Source organism: Methanoregula sp. (assembly GCF_049690535.1).
GTDB lineage: Archaea > Halobacteriota > Methanomicrobia > Methanomicrobiales > Methanospirillaceae > Methanoregula.
Genome location: NZ_JBAVMX010000120.1, coordinates 1 through 14224, shown reverse-complemented (window position 1 = coordinate 14224; position 14224 = coordinate 1). Strand labels below are relative to the sequence as shown.

14 protein-coding genes are annotated in these 14224 nt (G+C 53.1%); 8 read left to right on the top strand and 6 right to left on the bottom strand.

All coding sequences use genetic code 11. The annotated features are described in order from the left end of the window. Positions 1-62: 62 nt before the first annotated feature. The 5 genes from WCE46_RS09590 to WCE46_RS09570 all read right to left on the bottom strand — a co-directional run bounded on the left by WCE46_RS09590 (position 63) and on the right by WCE46_RS09570 (position 4154). Entirely contained in the window at positions 63-608 is a 546-nt protein-coding gene (locus tag WCE46_RS09590) for a KH domain-containing protein (protein ID WP_424733486.1), read from the bottom strand. Between the two features lie 82 nt (positions 609-690). Further along, entirely contained in the window at positions 691-1470 is a 780-nt protein-coding gene (locus tag WCE46_RS09585) for a serine protein kinase RIO (protein ID WP_424733484.1), read from the bottom strand. A 39-nt stretch (positions 1471-1509) separates the two neighbouring features. Beyond that, positions 1510-2451 carry a tyrosine--tRNA ligase gene (locus tag WCE46_RS09580; RefSeq protein WP_424733483.1) on the bottom strand — a complete coding sequence of 314 codons (942 nt, stop codon included), beginning with the start codon at positions 2449-2451 and terminating at the stop codon, positions 1510-1512. A gap of 25 nt (positions 2452-2476) precedes the next feature. After that, positions 2477-3508: a type II glyceraldehyde-3-phosphate dehydrogenase gene (locus WCE46_RS09575; RefSeq protein WP_424733482.1), complete on the bottom strand. Its 1032-nt coding sequence runs from the start codon at positions 3506-3508 to the stop codon at positions 2477-2479. A gap of 154 nt (positions 3509-3662) precedes the next feature. Next, positions 3663-4154 carry a DUF367 family protein gene (locus WCE46_RS09570; RefSeq protein WP_424733481.1) on the bottom strand — a complete coding sequence of 164 codons (492 nt, stop codon included), beginning with the start codon at positions 4152-4154 and terminating at the stop codon, positions 3663-3665. A 31-nt stretch (positions 4155-4185) separates the two neighbouring features. Between WCE46_RS09570 and WCE46_RS09565 the strand changes: the two genes are divergently transcribed. The 8 genes from WCE46_RS09565 to WCE46_RS09530 all read left to right on the top strand — a co-directional run bounded on the left by WCE46_RS09565 (position 4186) and on the right by WCE46_RS09530 (position 13917). Then, positions 4186-5058: a nucleoside 2-deoxyribosyltransferase gene (locus WCE46_RS09565; protein WP_424733480.1), complete on the top strand. Its 873-nt coding sequence runs from the start codon at positions 4186-4188 to the stop codon at positions 5056-5058. A gap of 99 nt (positions 5059-5157) precedes the next feature. After that, positions 5158-6684: a glycosyltransferase family 39 protein gene (locus WCE46_RS09560; protein WP_424733479.1), complete on the top strand. Its 1527-nt coding sequence runs from the start codon at positions 5158-5160 to the stop codon at positions 6682-6684. A 15-nt stretch (positions 6685-6699) separates the two neighbouring features. Next, complete coding sequence (locus tag WCE46_RS09555; protein ID WP_424733478.1) at positions 6700-7809, top strand: glycosyltransferase; 1110 nt, start codon at positions 6700-6702, stop codon at positions 7807-7809. Positions 7810-8135: 326 nt separating this feature from the next. Next, positions 8136-9446, top strand: a complete 1311-nt coding sequence (locus WCE46_RS09550) for a hypothetical protein (protein ID WP_424733477.1) — start codon at positions 8136-8138, stop codon at positions 9444-9446. A 72-nt stretch (positions 9447-9518) separates the two neighbouring features. Next, entirely contained in the window at positions 9519-10490 is a 972-nt protein-coding gene (locus WCE46_RS09545) for an EF-Tu/IF-2/RF-3 family GTPase (protein WP_424733476.1), read from the top strand. Between the two features lie 119 nt (positions 10491-10609). Then, on the top strand, positions 10610-11179 hold the full coding sequence (locus tag WCE46_RS09540) for a LemA family protein (RefSeq protein ID WP_424733475.1): 570 nt from the start codon (positions 10610-10612) through the stop codon (positions 11177-11179). A 289-nt stretch (positions 11180-11468) separates the two neighbouring features. Further along, positions 11469-12065 carry a PPC domain-containing DNA-binding protein gene (locus WCE46_RS09535; RefSeq protein WP_424733474.1) on the top strand — a complete coding sequence of 199 codons (597 nt, stop codon included), beginning with the start codon at positions 11469-11471 and terminating at the stop codon, positions 12063-12065. A gap of 22 nt (positions 12066-12087) precedes the next feature. Next, a complete protein-coding gene (locus tag WCE46_RS09530; RefSeq protein WP_424733473.1) occupies positions 12088-13917 on the top strand; it encodes a YgiQ family radical SAM protein in 1830 nt (609 codons plus the stop codon). A gap of 3 nt (positions 13918-13920) precedes the next feature. Here the strand turns inward: WCE46_RS09530 and WCE46_RS09525 are convergent. After that, a partial coding sequence (locus WCE46_RS09525) for a phosphomannose isomerase type II C-terminal cupin domain (protein WP_424733472.1) occupies positions 13921-14224 on the bottom strand: 304 nt, incomplete at its 5' end.

The window sequence follows — 14224 nt, the reverse complement described above, 5'->3', positions numbered from 1 at the left end:
GTTATCCGGTACCGTTTTAGCGGACTGCATAAAAAAGAGGAGGTGCGGGAGGCGGAAGTGATTTAGTAGTAATAACTGATCATGTCCTGCTTGGCCTCTTTTTTCTTCTTGTCGAGGAATGCAAAGACGTTCTCGTGGGGGACGCCTTCGATGAGCATGTCGATCGCCGCCCGGGCGACCTTCATCTGTTCAGGGTAGCCGATGAGGGCAACAGTGTGACCAAAGACCGAGAGATCCACATCGGTCATGTTCTCGATCTGTTCGCGGGCCCGGCCGTCTTTCCCGATGATCCGGCCGCGAAGCCGGTCGAGCTGCTTGGGGTTGTCGGTCGCTCTGGAGAGATCGATGATATCGAGCAGGAGATCCTCATCTTCGATCATCTCGAAGGCACGCTCGGGTGAGAACCCGGCGTTGATGGCGTTGATGATCTCGACCGCACGAAGGAGCGAAATTGCGTTCTCCTCTGCCCCTTCGACTTTTACAAGCCCCTCCTTGCTGTCGATGGAAATGGCTGTGTGGGTCTTTGATTCGAGCTCTTTTTTTGTCGCCCCGCCCTTCCCGATGAGGACGCCTACCCTGCTTGTTGCAACTTTTAATTCCTGTATCATGGTTGTGTCACCTTTCCGGCTGGCTGCCCGGCATTCTTATCGCAGGTTATACCGTTCTTTCTGGAGATGATGCTGATGTGTGTCATGGTTGTGAAACGTTGAGACCGGTCACCGCGTTGAAGATCTCATATTCTGTTTTTACTTCGCAGCCCTTCTTCTTAAAGAACCTGTTCATATTGCGGATGTCCCGCATCAGGAACTGGAGTGCACGCGGATGGTCGCGGGTGACCGACTGCCCCATATCGATGAGATAAGGTTGATCACTATACAATATATTGAACTCGCTTAAGTCACCATGCACCAGTTCTGCCTTATTATACAGCGTGTCGATCATCGTCATAATGTTCTCGTAGACTTGTCCAGGCCTGTCGATCTCTGCACTCCGCAGCTGGGGATACGGGCATTCCCCTTCCCCAAGGAAGGACATGATGAGGATGTTCCGGTCCCACACCAGCGGCTCGGGAACAGGAAGTCCTGCCTCTTTTGCCCGGGCAAGATTGGAGAACTCCTTTCTTGTCCATGCAAAGATGAGCTCCTTTTTGGACTTTTTTACATGGGAGAACCGGCGGTCTCCCGTAACGTAGGAACTCATGGTGGTGAAATTCGCCGACTGGATCCGGTAGATCTTTATGGCAACTGCCAGATCCTCTCGTTCGCCCAAAAAAACATTGGCCTCTTTCCCGGTGCTGATGGAGCCGCCAATCGCGGAGAGCCATTTCTTGTGGACGAGCTTGTAAAGAGCAAGGAGGGTGACCTCGTCAAAAACATTCTCGCTGACTTTTAAGGTATTCGCATCTTTTATACGGATACCCATCTCAGCAAGGCGCTGGTCGAATGCTTCTTCCTGCTGTTCGATGCTCACGTGTCATCCCCGGCTATTTCAGACACGTATCTTTTTGCCCTAGCGTATATAGTCGCGCACCGGTGCAAGGATTTCGACCAGCCCCTCGCCGCAGGCTTTCTTGAGGTCGAGCGGGTGAATCTCAGCCTTGCCATAGGCAGCTTCGAGCTCCGCATAACCGGTAAATGTCCGGTCGCCCCCGAATTTTTCCGGCCGCTTTATGGTGATCTCCGGAAGGCGGGGGAAGATATGGTGCTGGAAGATCTGGAGGATCGGGTTCTCCGCGATCTCCGGTGGGCAGAACGCCTTCTGGCACTTCTTCCTGATCTCATCCTCGCTGTCGGCGACCGAGATGTAGTTGCCCTGCGACGAGGACATCTTCTTCCCGTCAAGGCCGTTTAGGATTGGCGTGTGGATACAGACCGGAGAGGGGAATTTGAAGTTTGGAAGGTGCTCCCGGGCGAGCATGTGGATCTTCCGCTGGTCGATCCCGCCCACTGCAGCGTCAACGCCGAGCATCGCGATGTCGGCCATTTGCATGATCGGGTAGACCATCTGCGAGACGGTCGGGTGGTCCATCTGCCGGCCGACTTCGTCCATGCTCCGGGTCGCCCGGGCAAGGGTGATCTGTTGGGAGAGCTGGTGGACGAGGAGTTCGTAGTCCCGGTTGAGCTGGAGATCCGAGCCAAGCACATATTTTACGTTCTTGAGGCCGAGCCCCTCAAAACAGCGGCGGTTGTATTCGGCAAGCTCCCCGACCTTTTCCATGGTCCCTTTCCGGTTGAGGAACGCGTGCAGGTCGGCCAAGAGGACCGTGACCTCAAAGCCTGCGGCCTGGAGATCGACAAGTTTGTTTACCGTGACAAGGTGGCCAAGGTGAATCTCGCCGCTTGGCTCGTACCCTGCGTATACCTTCTTTACAGGTTTGGCAAGGAGGGCGCGGAGTTCGTCTTCGGTGACGATTTCAACGGTGTTCCGGGTAACCCGTTCGAATGTGTCCATTAAAAATAATGGGTGATGAAGGAAGTTAATGGTTATTCTGGATGGGAGTAAACCCGAGAGCGTCGTTGGTAAGTTTTATGGAGGTTGCTGCATCCTTACAAATGCCAGTCATCGCACGGATCGCGTCCACGTTCTCAACGACGACATCCGCCTCTTGGTGGATGGCCTGGAAGAAGCATAGCTCGTTTTTGTTGGCGTAGATGGAGTCCTCGAAGATGCAGTTCTCGTAAAGATCCGCACGCTGCCTGCCGAGGTCCATCGCAAATTCCTTGAGTTCCGCGGTACTTTTTATCGCCGCCGTCTTTTTCACGAGACCCAGGCGGGGGTGAGTATTGATAAGCTCGATCACTTTCTCGCGGTTCACGTCTTTTTTGGTCGTGATCCGGATCGCGTGCATGTGCATCATCGTGGTCGGGACGATCATCGCCATGGTCGTGATCGAGATGTGTGGGAGCACAGTCTGCACATCGGGGCCGTGGTGGCTCGGGACCGTCACTGGGTCGAGAACAACGGCATCGATCGGTCCTTTTTTGATCTCGCCGGGGTCGGATCCCCTGCGCACCATGATCGCGTGGACGTGTTCGACGCCAAATGCCTTGTCGACTTCGTGAATGATCCGGCAGAGGCCGGTGGTGTTGCACGAGACTACCCGGACGAACTGCCGGCCGATGGCGTCCTTGAAGTTGCAGGACGAGTTGAAGGAAAAACCGGCAACCTCGTGCTCTTCGCCGCCCTGCCAGAGTGCCTTTTTCCCGAGTTTTTCGTAGAGCGGCTTGTTGGTCGCACCGACATCGCCGGGAGTCGCATCCACGATCACATCGGCTGCCCTGCACATGTCCTCGACCGAACCGGCAACTTTAAGGCCTGCTTTTTCAAATGCCGCCTTTTTTGAGAGATCCGCGATGTAGAGAGGATATCCCCGCTGCTTTGCGATAAATGCCTCGGCGTTCGGGCGGGTCTTTGAGACGCCGATTACTTTCATGTCCTTCTGGGCTGCAACCGCATCGGCGACACGCTTTCCGATGGTACCGTACCCGTTGATGGCAACCTTGATCATATACCGAAACTGTATGAGCGAGATGAGATAAAGGTTGCTTGTTCTGGTTTTTTATCCCTTTACCGATGGTAGTATCTGGTTTAACCTGGAAGAAAATCGTTAAAAAATGCGGGATCGATTGGGTACGGGAAGATTACAAGAACTTATCGTCCTTTTACAAAAACAGCGCCTGAAACTTCACGACTTCGGTGCTGTCTTTTGCCGTGACGTACAACTCCAGCGGTTCTTTGTTGACCTCTAAAAACCGGATGCCCCAGCTGACGCAGCCGAGAATCTGTGCCGCCCGTTCCTGCTCCCCGAGAATATAGAGCGATGCGGCAAGCGCTTCGATAGAGGTGAGCTTGCAGGGTTTGCCAAAATTGACCGGGTTTGCCGCCATCAGGAAAGGAAGAGCCCGCCGGATCCTCCACGAGCTGACCGCGCCAGTATCGAGCACTTCCCAAGAGCAGTCAAGAGCGGTAATGGATTTTACGTACTTGTCTGCAGGAGAGAGCGCCTGCTCGGCGGTTGGGTCGAGCAGCAGGGTGTTTCTTGGGATCTGCGAAATTTTTTTAACGATCCTCAAAAAGCCGGCCCGCTCCAGTTTCTTTACCGTGCACTTGCGGGGATCGCAGCTGTTGTCCCGGTAGGCAACAAGCGGAATCATTGATTATTGTGTGCGTGCACACACTGTAATAATGTACGTCCTTTGTTCTCCCTGCATTCTCAACCCCTCCCTGCGTGCAAAAGGTATCACGCATCCCTCTGATATTGCATTGTTCGCCCGGTCCATCGGGCGCTGCAAAAAGTTCGGGATAGATGTTGTTCCTCTTCCGTGCCCCGAGACCCAGTATCTCGGCCCGGACCGGAAGCCGGGCACGTACCTTGAACGGCTCAATACCCCAGAGTTTGCCACGCTTCTGGAGGGATTGTGCGCGAACGTGAACAAAATTATCGAAGAACGGGGATCGCCACTCTGTATCCTTGGCGTGAACTCGTCACCTACATGCGGCGTTACGAGCACGTATTACGGGGCCGAAGGCGACAAACCGGCCTTACGTGAAAACCGGGGAGTATTTTATGCAAAGTTTCCCGATATCCCGGCGCAGGATGTCGCCGTGTTCTCGAAATACCGGATCTACCTTGCCGCCCCGCTCTTTTCGGAAGCGGAGCGTTCCTACAATACCGTCATTGCAGAGCTGCTCCGTGCTCATTATTATGAGGTATCTCTCCCTCAGGATGCCGGGGACGACCATGCCGTAAGGGATAAAAATGAGCATATGCGGATTTACAACCACAACAGGAGAGCGATCCGAGATGCGGATATCCTGGTCGCGATCATTGACGGGGCTGACGCAGATTCCGGGACTGCATGGGAGATGGGCTATGCCGCAGCGCTTAAAAAACCGGTCATTGCACTCAGGACAGATTTCAGGATGAATGGGAGTCATGAACGGGTGAACCTTATGCTCGAACAGGCGTCACGGGTAGTGACAAATAAAAACGGGCTCCTCGAATCACTGGGATGCTCTCTTGTTCATGCACATCAGCCGGAAAAGAAATCCACATAACCGGTAGTTCTGCCACTGCTGTCAAAATGCCGGTGCTCTTTTTTTCAGGGACAGGCTGGCAACTTATATCTGAATCTTGACAAATAGATAGTGAGTGCGATGGCAAAGAAAAAAGAGGGCCGGGAAGCGGGAAAAAAGCAGAACGTGGCCGGGGAGTGTGATCTGGACGGGGGGTATGCCTCTCCCATAAAAACGTTCCGCGATCTTTCCATTGAAAATATAAAATCGCTTATTTCTGCGAGCCGGTACATTCAGACCCTTATTGTCCTCACAATCATCGGTTTTTTCCTGCGGTTTTACAATCTCGGGTACAACTCTCTCTGGCTTGATGAAGCCTCGACCTATTCCATTTCGATTAAGTCATTCGCTGATATCTGGCAAGTTACAGCCAGTGGAGAGTTTAACCCGCCACTCTTTTACTGGGCCGAACACGTCATGCTCATGCTCGGTAATAACGAGTTCATCCTGCGTTTTATCCCGGCTCTTCTCGGTGTCCTTACGATCCCACTCTTTTACCTGATCGGAAAGGAGTTCCTCGACAGGAACGCAGGCATTATCGCTGCTGCTGCGTGTACCGTCTCCCCATTCCTGATCTATTACTCGCAGGAAGCCCGGGCCTACATGATGATGCTTTTTTTTATCGCTCTTGCGACATTCTTTTTCCTCAGGGCCATGAAATCGTGCAGCTTGGCCCACTGGGCGCTTTTTGGAGTCTTTTCTGCACTTGCCTTCTGGGCGCATTTTTATGCACTGGTGATGATCGGGACCCTGGTGCTTTGTGCACTCGTTGAATGGGCTCCCCACATCCGGAGCGAACTTGCGAACCTCACGATGCTGGTAGCGGGTATTATCGTCTTTGTTGCCCTTTCGCTCCCTCTGATTATCGTCACCCTCCAGCTCTTCGTTCTCCGTACCTCTTCGGCACCCACGTACGGGATCCAGGGGCTTGGGATTATTTTTGAAACCTTCATTCAGGTCGCCGGCATGAACGATATTGCAATGTACCTGCTGGTTGCACTCTTTATCGTCGGTATACTCCAGGCATTCCGTATCGGGAAAAATAAAGGGATCTTCCTTGTGCTGATCACCGTTCTTACCTTTGTTATCAGCTACATTCTCTCGTTCAAGATGCCGATGCTCCCCCGGTACCTTATCTTTTTGAGCATCGTCTTTTTCCTCGGTATCGCGGTATCTTACCAGCTCGTTTACTCCCTGTGGAATACCAAGGCTGTGGTGTACGGGTTTATTGTAGTTCTTTTTGTGATCAGTGCTCCGGTCCTTGCCGGGTATTATTCAGGGTATTCAAAGGAAGACTGGAGAGGTTTTTCTGAAGCACTCCAGCAAAAGGCCAGTCCCGGTGATGTGGTTGTGGCGGTTCCCGGGTACATATCCCAGCCTCTTGATTACTATTACTCATCGACAAGGGCAGATACGCGGGAATTCAGGGCCACTACGAGTCAGGACCTTGAAAAAATATACTCCCAAAAGGGTAACAGTACGATGTATTTTGTCGTGACAGGGGATATCAGCGCCGCAGATCCTGACGGAGATGCACTGGCTTGGCTCCAGAATAATACCCGCTTGGCAGGTCAGGATACCGGAATCTACCTCTTCACCTCCCCATAGTCTGCGAGTTTCTTCATGTACGATCTGACCATAATTATCCCCACGTTCAAGGAAGAGTCGAACATCGGTACTATCATTTTGGAAGTTGATACGGTTCTTTCCCGGAACGCGATTAACGGAGAGATTCTTGTTGTTGATGATAATTCCCCGGATCGGACCATCGAAATTGTCAGAAATTTAAAAAAGTCAAAACCCAATCTCAATCTTATTGTCCGGAAAGAGGATCCCGGACTTTCCCAGTCCGTTGTCGAAGGATTCCGTCAGGCACAATCGGATGTTTTTCTTGTTATGGATGCGGATCTCTCCCATCCGACGGCACTTATAACGGTTATGCTGGAGGGGATCCACGCCGGTAATGATCTCGTTATCGGAAGCCGGTACATGGAAGGCGGCGGAATAAAAAAATGGCCGCTTAAGCGGCGCATCATATCGATGGGTGCAACATTCCTTGGTCGTTTCCTGTTCCCGGAAATCCACGATCCGGTCAGCGGCTTTTTTGCAGTAAAAAAGAGTGTCGTTGAGCATGCGCCCCTCAGGCCACGGGGCTACAAAATCCTGCTCGAAGTGTTAGGCAAGGGTACCTGGCAGAAGGCAAAGGAGATCCCGTTTGAATTTGTTGACCGGGCAACCGGATCAAGCAAGCTGGGTGGTCGGACGATCATCGAGTACGCAGAACAGGTGATCGATAATGCACGGTTCTCTTGGAACCACCACGAGAGTATCATCTGGCAGGAATGGGTTAAATTGTTCAAATTCGGGGCGGTGGGACTCTCGGGCATCATTGTCAATGAAGGAATTCTTATCTATCTCAAGGGATATGTCCAGTTGAGCCTGCCGGTTGCAAGCATTATTGCCATAGAACTTTCGATCCTGAGCAATTTTATCCTAAACGATACCTGGACGTTCAGGACGGGGCAGCAGCACGCCATGCCACACTGGTGGGAGCGCCTCCTCTCTTTTCAGGTAGTATCCATCGGCGGAGCAGCGATAAATTTTGTTATTCTTAATGCACTTGCTGCCTTCACCGGTGTTGATTACAGGGTTGCCAATATCCTTGGTATCCTGATTGCATTTTCATGGAATTTCTGGGTGAACCGGCGGGTGACCTGGAAAAAATCCGAATAAGTCAATCTCCTGAACTCCAAGGATAGATCCGGAACAATTCTGGGAACTTCAGGAAGGAACATTTCCGTTTTTTCGGTGTCACCGCTTATAATTCACGCGGAACATCTCCCGGCATCACTTATTTCGCGGACGTTCTCATCCCCCTCTGGATGCCCGGAACCGGTTAAGAATCATTATAGGGAAGAAACGAGATGTGTACGATAGAACGACATATCCGATCGCCTCTCTGTTTGGTATCTTGGGTAGTGTGTTGACGGGGAATTATGAGCAAGAAAAAAAATCAGGAATCAAATCAGGATCGGACAAATGCGGCGTCTGGTACTGGCGTGAACAGAAGGAAAAAACTGTCGGAGTTTTCCTTATTCGGCATCTCTTGTGAGGGCATTGATACTGCAGAAGTAAAACGCCACCTCCTTTATCTCATAATCATTGCCATCATCGCCAAATTTGTCATCGTTTTTGTCACCATCACCGTTTTTCATTCATTTATTGATTATTTTGATTTCCAGTACTATCTTCAGGGAGCAGTCAATATCATGCAGGGTCAGGTTCCCTATGCAGACTTTGGTTTTGACTATCCCCCTCTTGTCTTCATTCCCATTCTGCTTGCATTTATCCCGGCAATCCTGTTCAACAGTGCCGCTGCGTTCATCCTCTCGTTTCAGTTCCTAATGGTAATCTGCGATGTCATTATCGTTATATGCATCTACCTGATCGGGCTGAAACTCTATAATGAAAAAACCGCATTTGTTGCCGCATTTCTCTATGCAACGGCGTTCTCTGTCGGGTATTTTGTCTTGACAAAATATGATGCATTCCCGACAAGCATCCTGATGCTTGCGGTGCTCTTTACGGTCTACAACCGGAGTATTCGAGGGTACATTTCCATCGTTGTCGGTACCCTCGCAAAAATATTTCCGGGAATTGCTCTTCCCTTTGTGGCGTTCTATAATGCCAAGTCAACCTCTCTACGGCAAGAGATCATCAGTATCCTCAAAATCGGGATCCCGGTGGCGGTGATTCTCTTTGTCCCTGTCCTGATCATAAAACCCGGCATTATCATATCCTATATCTCCGGCAGTCTCGTCAGGTCCGATGTATATGTGAATACCGCAACCTATACGCTGTACGCGTACCTCCACGATGTCCTGAATCTCGGGATCTCAGTTTCGACGGTTTCTTTCCTCATGTACATTCTCATGGGGCTGGTGCTTCTTTTCCTGCTCGCTATTGCATATATCGAACCGAAGAAGGATGCCCGCTTCTTGATAAAACTTATGGCGGTATCGATTTTCGTAGTCGTATTCTGCATGGCATACCACAGCCCGCAATATGTTGTCTGGTATACTCCCTTTGTCTGCCTTCTTGTGGCTGACTCCCTTCAAGGGATCATTCTCTTGTACGTGACGCAGGCAATCACCTATATTGAGTTCCCTCTATCGTTTGGCGCATTGTACACCAACACAAGCTATGCCAGTTCTGCCGGAACGCCCGGGTGGTATCTTGCGCTGGCTCTTTTTACCGTGGATATCGTAGCGTATCTCCTCCTCATGTATGTGGCAGTGAACCCAACCAATACCCACATCAGAATGCTTCTCAATCGAGTATCAGGGAAACGGGAGAAAAAAACAGAATAACCCCGGTACCCCACGCCCTGGGTTTTCCGTACGTAAACCCTAATACTGTCTCGAAGCCAAGTACGTACCATCATGTCCAATATCACCGTCGCCGTTCTGGCCCCGAACGGCTATGCAGATGATCTGGGAAAGAAAGGCACCTCAAGCGATATCACCTTCTATAACCTCAAAAAAGGCGGATCCACGGTCACCTTCATTGAGCCCACCCGGTATCCTGAAAAACTCTCATCCCTGTTCTACGCGATTACCCTCGCGGAACGCGTGGTTCTTGTGGTTGAGGAGATCAATGCGACGTTCGGGGAGACTATCCTGATGCTCCAGTGCGCCGGCAAAGCGAGCGGGTATATCATATTCAAGAACTATCTCTCCCCCGACCAGATCGCCCCGCTCATCAAGGGCACCGTCCTTGAACATTACGAGGTCATCGAGAACGACCCGCTCGGTCTTCGGGAGAAACTGCTCGATCTCGCGACAAAGATGACTGCCCACCAGAAGGTAAAGGAAGGGGCCGGTAACGGAGCAGTCCCGATCGATCACCATTTCAATGTCAAAGGAGTCGGGATCGTCATCCTTGGATGCGTTGCCCACGGAGTCATCAAAAAACACGATTCCTTAAAAGTGCTCCCCACCGCAAAAACCGCACAGATCCGTTCCATCCAGAAGCACGAGGATGACGCGGAGATCGCGGTTGCCGGGGATCGTGTCGGTCTTGCCCTTAAAGGTGTCGAGACTGAAGATCTCGACCGGGGCTACGTCCTCACAAATGACCCCGCAATAAAGAGTTCGTCGATCATCACCGGCAAAGCGCAGCTGGTCAAGTACTGGCCGGCGCCGTTAAAAGAGGACATGGTCCTGTATGTGGGCCACTGGATGCAGTTCCTGCCATCCCGGGTAACGAAAGTTTCCGCGGATGGAGACTGGAGGATGCCCGAACTGACGCTCACACTTGAAAAAGATCTGGTTTTTCCCCCAGGTGCAAAGGTCGTTCTCAACTACCTCGAAGGCGGCAAACTCCGGGTTGTCGGAACCCTTACACTCCCATAGGATCGCGACATCCCCCAAAACTTTTTTTAAGAAATGATTTTAGCTGAGTTTTTCTGTCAATAATCTCAGGGAACCTCATTTATTATTTAGTGCCGGGATCATCAGTACACTGAGAAACCATGCTTGGAGATATTATTGGCTGGGTTATCCTTGCTGTTATCGTCATTGTCATAATCGGGCTTGTCCTGTGGGCCGTCGGGATATATAACCGGTTCTATTCCCTGAAAAATTCATCAGAGGCAACCCTCGGGCAGATCCGGGTCGCGATGAAGAAACGGCTCGACATGATCGAGCAGCTGCTCGGCGCGGTCAAGAGCTACGCAAAGTTCGAGCAGGACACCCTCACCAGGGTCACCGCCATGCGGGCAGCAGTGGCAACGGCCGGGCCCGGTGACTTGAACAAGGTCGAGGCAGAGTCCCGCTCCATCTTCGGGCGCCTGCTTGCCGTGGCTGAAAACTATCCTGAATTAAAGACCTCCCAGACCGTCACCTCGCTTATGGACTCAGTCAAGAGCCTTGAGGAAGAGATTGCCCGCCAGCGGTATACTTACAACAACATTTCGCAGGAGTTCAACACGATGATGGACACGATCCCGTCAACGTTTATCGGGCACATGATTCATCTGCCGAAGCTTGAATACCTCCAGTTCGAAGATGAGATCAAGACCCCGCCGAAAATTGAGTTCTGAAAAAGGATTTGTCATAGGTGAAGCCGGGCATACTGTTGGGAGCCTCCTCTTTTTAACAGGGAGAAATTCCCTGTTCCGGTATTCGCCTCTTACTTCCCTGAACATGAGAGTAACCTGCGTTTTTTTAAGGATTCGGTTTTGGCCGCGCCGGGGAAAACAAGCTTGCGCGGCCGTCCCCGCTGCACGTACAAATGCGTGGTCAATAACCGCAGATTTTCTTATTTTAAGAGGAAAAGAGATATAAATCCGCGTCAATCCTATGAATACCCGGATAAACAAAGGCGTTCATATGCAATATTCTGAAGGTCGGCTCGGCAGGGTGTTTGTCGTCAGGATCGATGACGGCGAGGATTTTTTAGCTGTCATGCACGAGTTCGTCCGCATCAAATCCGTACGAACCGGTACTATCCTTTTTCTCGGTGCACTCCGGCAGGGGAGGATGGTGACAGGTCCTGAAGAAGCGATCCTTCCCCCGGATCCGCATTTTGTCATGTTTGAAGGCGGCTGGGAGATGGTAGGGCTTGGCACTATCTGTCCGGGGGAAGATGGTCCTGCAATCCACTACCATGCATCGGTCGGCCGGGCCGGATACGCTCTGACCGGGTGCCTGAGGGAAAAGGCCATCACCTACATCGTCGCTGAGGCGATTGTTCTTGAATTTACCGGGCTAGACATCAGCCGCCAGTTCGATGAGAAAACCCAGGTGTCCCTGCCGTTCCACAAAAACGATGACGGAGATCTCGGGCAGTCCCCGGGTGCTCCAAAGGCAAGCGCACCGACAGAAGAACCCGTGCCCAAAGAGGAAGAGACGGCAACAAAAGAAGATGACACTCAAGGGGGGCTTGCCGAGATTATCCGCGACCTGACCCGGCGGCCACGGATATGAGCCTCGCACATCCCCGGTTTTTATGAACCCCCAACCCCCGTTTCTTCCCCTCTCCCGTGATGAGGGAGCGGCCCTTGGTATTGACCGTTTTGATATCATCCTTGTCACGGGCGATGCGTATGTCGACCACCCCTCCTTTGGTACGGCACTTATCGGCCGGGTCCTCTGGGATGCGGGATTTTCCGTTGGCATTATTGCCCAGCCGGACTGGAAGATCGATCTGGACGTTACGGCTCTGGGAAAACCACGGCTCTTTTTTGGCATCTCGTCCGGTAATGTCGACTCGATGGTGAACAACCTCACGCCGAACCTGAAACGACGGAGTTCCGATGTGTACTCGCCCGGCGGGGTGCCCCGGCGCCCGGACCGGGCGACCATCGTGTACGCAAACCGGGTGCACGGGGCATATCCCGATGTCCCGGTTGTCATCGGGGGCATCGAGGCGAGCCTGCGCCGGTTTGCTCACTACGATTACTGGCAGGACCGGGTGCGCCAGTCGATCCTCGCCGATGCCCCGGCGACCCTTCTTGTCTATGGCATGGGGGAGCGGCAGATGGTTGAGATCGCCCGGCGGCTGGGCGCGGGAGAACCTACCCGGTCGCTGCGGGATATCCGGGGAACGGCGTATGCGATGGAAGTTGCCGAATGGCGTACCGCCCGGCCGGAAGGGGTTGTTGAGATCCCCGTTTTTACCGAAGTTAGTTCGGACAAGGCCGCGTACGCCCGGGCGTTTGCCCTCCACTATCGCGAACAGGACCCGGTCCGGGGGAAACCGGTCGTCCAGCCACACCCAAAGACGGTGATCGTCCAGATCCCCCCGGCCCAGCCTCTCTCTACGGCCGAGCTCGACCACATCTACGAATTGCCCTTCTCTCGCCGGGCCCACCCCTCGTACCGGAAACCGGTCCCGGCGCTTGAACCGGTGCAGTTCTCGGTCGTGAGCCACCGGGGGTGTTTCGGGGGCTGCTCGTTCTGCGCCCTCACCCACCACCAGGGACGGATCATCCAGAACCGGAGCATAGAATCCATTGTCCGCGAGGTGAACCGGATGGCCGCGATGCCGGAGTTCAAAGGCATCGTCCAGGATGTGGGCGGCCCTACGGCAAACATGTACGCGATGGAATGCGGACGGTGGGAGAAGGCGGGCGCCTGCCCGGACAAATCCTGTTCACCGGCGTGCAAGACCCTCAAAACAAGTCACCGTCAGCTCACCGAGCTCCTCAAAAGGGTCAGCGAGGTGCCGGGTGTGAAAAAAGTGTTCGTCGGCTCAGGCATCCGGTACGATCTTGTCCTCGCCGATGATCCAGGTTCCCGGTACCTGGAGGATCTCTGCGACCGTCACGTCTCCGGCCATCTCAAGGTCGCCCCGGAGCATATCTGCCCAAAGGTCACTGCCGCGATGAACAAGCCAGTCGGTGCGGTTTTCGACCGGTTCCGCGACCGGTTCGAGACGCTCCAGAAAGGAAAACCAAAACGCCAGTACCTTGTCCCTTACTTCATGTCCGGCCATCCGGGCTGCACAATCGCTGACATGATCGAGCTCGCGGAATACATCCGTGACCGCCAGCTCTACACCGAGCAGGTGCAGGACTTCACGCCGACACCCATGAGCGTGTCCACGTGCATGTACTACACCGGTCTCAATCCGTTTACCCTCGAGCCGGTATATGTGCCAAAAGGGCAGGAAAAAAAGATCCAGCGGGCGATGATGCAGTACCGGGAACCGGGGAACCGAAACCTCGTGCTCGAAGGGCTCCGCATGGCGGGGAGGAGCGATCTGATCGGATTCGGGAAAAAGTGTCTGGTTGCCGGGGACGGGCACCGGTTCCGGCCTCCGGTACTGAGGAAGTGATCCTTACTTTCTCCCGTAATCGTCCTGGTACCGGACTATATCATCCTCTTCGAGATATTCTCCGAGCTGAACCTCGATGACTTCGAGAGGGATGACGCCGGGGTTCCTGAGCCGGTGCCGGATCCCGCTCCGCACAAACGTGCTCTCTCCCTGCCGGAGTAGTGTCGTTTCTCCGTTGAGTTCGATCTCTGCCGTACCGCTCACGACAACCCAGTGCTCGCTCCGGTGGTGGTGGAGCTGGAGGGAGAGTTTCTGGTCGGGCTTTACGGTCATGCGCTTGATCTTGTATCCTTTCGTATCTTCAAGC

Bases quoted from the DNA above. Each gene is read 5' to 3' on its own strand.
- WCE46_RS09570 (WP_424733481.1), bottom strand. From the start codon at position 4,154: ATGATTCCGCTTGTTGCCTACCGGGACAACAGCTGCGATCCCCGCAAG.
- WCE46_RS09540 (WP_424733475.1), top strand. From the start codon at position 10,610: ATGCTTGGAGATATTATTGGCTGGGTTATCCTTGCTGTTATCGTCATT.
- WCE46_RS09545 (WP_424733476.1), top strand. From the start codon at position 9,519: ATGTCCAATATCACCGTCGCCGTTCTGGCCCCGAACGGCTATGCAGAT.
- WCE46_RS09535 (WP_424733474.1), top strand. From the start codon at position 11,469: ATGCAATATTCTGAAGGTCGGCTCGGCAGGGTGTTTGTCGTCAGGATC.
- WCE46_RS09590 (WP_424733486.1), bottom strand. From the start codon at position 608: ATGATACAGGAATTAAAAGTTGCAACAAGCAGGGTAGGCGTCCTCATC.
- WCE46_RS09560 (WP_424733479.1), top strand. From the start codon at position 5,158: ATGGCAAAGAAAAAAGAGGGCCGGGAAGCGGGAAAAAAGCAGAACGTG.
- WCE46_RS09530 (WP_424733473.1), top strand. From the start codon at position 12,088: ATGAACCCCCAACCCCCGTTTCTTCCCCTCTCCCGTGATGAGGGAGCG.
- WCE46_RS09580 (WP_424733483.1), bottom strand. From the start codon at position 2,451: ATGGACACATTCGAACGGGTTACCCGGAACACCGTTGAAATCGTCACC.
- WCE46_RS09565 (WP_424733480.1), top strand. From the start codon at position 4,186: ATGTACGTCCTTTGTTCTCCCTGCATTCTCAACCCCTCCCTGCGTGCA.
- WCE46_RS09575 (WP_424733482.1), bottom strand. From the start codon at position 3,508: ATGATCAAGGTTGCCATCAACGGGTACGGTACCATCGGAAAGCGTGTC.
- WCE46_RS09555 (WP_424733478.1), top strand. From the start codon at position 6,700: ATGTACGATCTGACCATAATTATCCCCACGTTCAAGGAAGAGTCGAAC.